The organism is Belnapia sp. AC561 (assembly GCF_979252845.1).
On the sequence record NZ_CEEDBP010000091.1, the window covers coordinates 1 to 4313 of the forward strand.

General features: G+C 71.9%; 2 protein-coding genes. Both read right to left on the reverse strand.

From position 1 onward, the window contains the following. Positions 1 to 48: 48 nt before the first annotated feature. Complete coding sequence (locus AC0IW9_RS30075) at positions 49 to 3207, reverse strand: efflux RND transporter permease subunit (RefSeq protein ID WP_471651981.1); 3159 nt, start codon at positions 3205 to 3207, stop codon at positions 49 to 51. 38 nt (positions 3208 to 3245) lie between these two features. Then, positions 3246 to 4313: efflux RND transporter periplasmic adaptor subunit (locus AC0IW9_RS30080; RefSeq protein ID WP_471651982.1), on the reverse strand; the 1068-nt coding region annotated here is incomplete at its 5' end.

Consider the following 4313-nt stretch of genomic DNA (forward strand, 5'->3'; position numbering starts at 1 on the left):
GGGGCGGGGCCTGCCGGCCGCGGACGGCCCCCCGGGGGGGGAGGGCCGTCAGGCGCTCACGCTCAGCTCCCGCCGGGCGGCGCGCTTGCGGGCCATGGCTCTCGCCACGACGTAGAAGACCGGGGTGAAGAGCAGGCCGAAGATCGTCACCCCGAGCATGCCGTAGAAGACCGCGACACCCAGGCTCTGGCGCATCTCCGCCCCGGCGCCGGTGGCGACCGTCAGCGGCAGCACGCCGAGGATGAAGGCGAGGCTGGTCATCAGGATGGGCCGCAGCCGGGTCCGCGCCGCCGCCGCCGCGGCTTCCCAGCGGGTGGCGCCTTCCTCCTCCGCAGCGCGGGCGAATTCGACGATGAGGATGGCGTTCTTCGCCGCCAGCCCCACCAGCACCACCAGCCCAACCTGCACCAGCACGTTGTTGTCGAGCCCGGCATGGGCGACGCCGAGCAGCGCGGCGAGGACCGACATGGGCGCGATCATCACCACGGCCAGCGGCAGCAGCCAGCTCTCGTACATCGCCGCCAGCACCAGGAAGACGAAGACGACGGCCATGCCGAAGGCAATCGGCGCGGTATTGCCGGCGATGCGCTCCTGCAGGGCGAGCTCAGTCCATTCGTAGCCGAAGCCGTCCGGCAGGTTGGCCTTCAGCACCTCCTCCATCGCCGCGATGGCCTGGCCGGTGGAGATGCCGGGCATCGCCGCGCCCTGCAACTCGGCCGCCGGATACAGGTTGTAGCGCGGCACCCGGTAGGGGCCGGAGGTCTCGTGGAAGGTGGCGATGCTGCCGAGCGGCACCATCCCGCCGCTGTCGGTGCGGGTGCGCAGCCGGGCGATGTCCTCCACCCCCATGCGGTGCTGCATGTCGGCCTGCGCCGTCACCCGCCAGGTCCGCCCCAGCAGGTTGAAGTCGTTGACGAAGGCCGAGCCCATGTAGATGCCCATCGCCTCATGCACGCGGGAGATGGGCACGCCCAGCATCTCCGCCCGGGTGCGGTCGATGTCGGCGCGGATCTGCGGCGTCGCGGTGTTGAACAGGCTGAAGGCGAAGGCGATGCCGGGCGTGCCGTTGGCCTTGGCCAGGATCTGCTGCGTCGCCTGCTCCAGCGCCCGTGGGCCGAGCCCGGCGCGGTCCTGGATCATCAGCTTGAAGCCGCCGCCGGTGCCGATGCCGGGGACCGGCGGCGGCGGGATCACCAGCACCTGGGCATCCGGCTCGCCGCTCAGCCGCTTCTGAAGATCGGCCAGGATGCTGTTGCCGGTCAGCCCCTTCGGGCCGCGCTCCTCGAAGGGCTCGAGCCCGGCGAAGACCACGCCGGTATTCGGCGCATTGGTGAAGGTCGCGCCGTCGAAGCCGACGAAGGCGACCGCATTGGCCACGCCCGGCGTCGCCGTGATCTGCTCAGAGGCGCGGCGGATCACCGCATCCGTCCGGCTGAGGCTGGCGCCGGGGGGAAGCTGGAAGGCGGCGATGAAGTAGCCGCGGTCGAGCGGCGGGATCAGCCCGGTCGGCGTGGTCAGCACGCTATGCCCGGTCAGCCCCAGCAGCCCGGCATAGAGCAGCAGCAGGATGACCGGGATGCGCACCAGCCGCCGGGTCAGCCCGCCGTAGCCGAGCGAGAGCCGGTCGAAGACCCAGTTGAAGCCGCGGAAGAACAAGCCGATCGGCGCCAGCAGCCGGTTGCGGGGGGCGGCATGGCCGTGCGGCTTCAGCAGCAGGGCGGCGAGTGCCGGGGACAGCGTGAGCGAGACGATGGCCGAGAGCAGCGTGGCGACCGAGATCGTCACCGCGAACTGCCGGTAGAAGGCGCCGGAGATGCCGGTGATGAAGGCGGTGGGGACGAAGACCGCGACCAGCACCAGGGCGATGGCGATCAGCGCGAAGCCCACCTCGTCCATCGTCCGCCGCGCGGCCTCAAGCGGGGAGAGCCCGGCGGCCATGTGCCGCTCGGCATTCTCCACCACCACGATGGCATCGTCGACCACGATGCCGATGGCGAGGATCAGCCCGAACATGGTCAGGGTGTTCAGGGTAAAGCCGAGCGCCAGCAGCACCGCGAAGGTGCCGATGATGGAGACCGGGATGGCGGCCAGCGGGATGATGGCGGCGCGCCAGTTCTGCAGGAACAGGATGACGACCAGCACCACCAGCAGCACCGCCTCGGCAAAGGTATGCAGCACCGCTTCCATGCTCTGCGCGATGAAGCGGGTCGGGTCGTAGACCACGCTCCAGCCGATGCCGGAGGGGAAGGTCGCCGCCGCCTCCTCCATGGTGGCGCGGACGGCGGCGGCGGTCTCCAGCGCGTTGCTGCCGGGGCGCTGGAAGATGACGATGGCCGTCGCCACCTGGTTGTTCAGCAGCGCGTTCACCGTGTAGTCAGCGGCGCCGATCTCGGTCCGCGCCACGTCGCGCAGCCGGACCGGGGCGCCGCCGGCGCCGGTCGCCACCACCTGCTCGTCGAACTGCTCGGGCGAGGTGAGCCGGCCGAGCGCCTGCAGGCTGGTCTCGAAGGCGCCGGATTCGGCGGCGCGCGGGGCCTGGCCGATGGCGCCGGCGGCGACCTGGGCATTGGCCCGCTGCAGCGCCTGCACCACCTCGCCGGGGGCGAGGCCGCGGGCGGCGACCCGGTCGGGGTCCAGCCAGACCCGCATGGCATAGTCCCGCGCGCCGAAGACCTGGGCATCGCCGACGCCCTCGATCCGGGTCAGCCGGTCCTTGATCGCCAGGGTCGCGAAGTTGGAGACGTATTCCGGGCTGCGGCTGGCATCGGGGGAGGTCAGGTGCACGACCATCAGCAGGTCGGGCGAGGCCTTCTTCACGGTGATGCCGAGGCGGCGGACCTCCTCGGGCAGCCGCGGCTCGGCGATGGCGACGCGGTTCTGCACCAGCACCTGCGCCTGGTCGACGTCGACGCCCTGGCGGAAGACGACGCTGATTGCCAGCCGCCCGTCGCCGGTGGATTGCGAGGAGAGGTAGAGCATGCCGTCGACGCCGTTCACCTCCTGCTCGATCGGGCCGGCGACGGTGGCCGCGATGGTCTCGGCCGAGGCGCCGGGATAGAGCGCGGTCACCTGCACCGTCGGCGGGGCGATGTCGGGGTATTCCCCGACCGGCAGGCGGAAGGCGGCGATGGCGCCGACCAGGGTGATGGCGATGGAGATGACCGCCGCGAAGACCGGGCGGTCGATGAAGAAGCGGGCGAGGCGCATGGCACGGGATGTCCTGAAGGGGTGCGGCTTGGCTTCGCCTACTGGACCGATGCCAGGGGGCTGGGGCCGATGCGCCCCTGCTCCGCGGTGACGCGGCTGCCGGGCCGGGCGCGGTGCAGCCCGCCGATGATCACCCGGTCCTCCGGCGCCAGGCCGGAGCGGACGACGCGCAGCCCATCGACCAGCGGGCCGAGCTGGACGCTGCGCGGCGCCACGGTGCCATCCGCCGCGACCGTCATCACCATGCGGCCGGACTGGTCGGCGACCACCGCGGCATCCGGCACCATCAGCGCCTGGGCATCGCCGGCGAAGAGCCGCAGCCGGGCGAAGCTGCCGGGGGTGAGGAAGAGGTCGGGGTTCGGCACGGTGGCGCGGCCGCGGATGGTGCCGCTGCGGGTATCGAAGGTGTTGTCGACGAAGTTCAGCCGGCCCTCGTGGCTGAACTCGGTCTCGTCCAGCAGGCGGAGCTGGATCTGTGCGCCATCGGCGGGCGTGGCGTTTCCTTTGGGGCGGAAGCCGCCGGCCGCGGCGCGGGCATAGCGCAGGTATTGCGCCTCACTCGCATCGAAGCTGACGTAGACGGGGTCGAGCGCGACCAGGGTGGTGAGCAGGGTCACGCCCTGCTGCACCAGGTTGCCGGCATCGACCCGGCGGTCGCTGACGCGGCCGGGACGGGGGGCGCGGATCTCGGAGAACTCGAGGTCCAGCTCGGCCTGGCGCAGCGCGGCGCGGGCGGCCGAGAGGCCGGCCTGGGCCTCCCGCAGGCCGCTGCGCCTTGTGTCCATCTCGGACTCCGGGGCGAAGCGCTGGGCGACGAGGGGCGTATAGCGCTGCACCTGCTGCTCGGCGAGGGTCAGCTTCGCCTCGTTGCGGCCGACCTCGGCGCGGGCGCTCTCGACCGCGATCTGGAAGGGCCGCTGGTCAAGGGTGAAGAGCAGGTCGCCGGTCTTCACCAGGGCGCCGTCCTGGAAATGCACCTGCATCACTTGGCCGGAGACGCGGGGGCGGATCTCGACCCGGGCGGAGGGCTCGATCCGGGCGGTGTGCTCGTCCCATTCGGTGATGGAGCGGGAGAGGGGGGTGGCGACCGTCACCGGTGGGGCGGG

What these genes read in the sequence shown, in the direction of transcription:
- AC0IW9_RS30075 (WP_471651981.1), bottom strand. Translation starts at nt 3,207, where the DNA reads ATGCGCCTCGCCCGCTTCTTCATCGACCGCCCGGTCTTCGCGGCGGTC.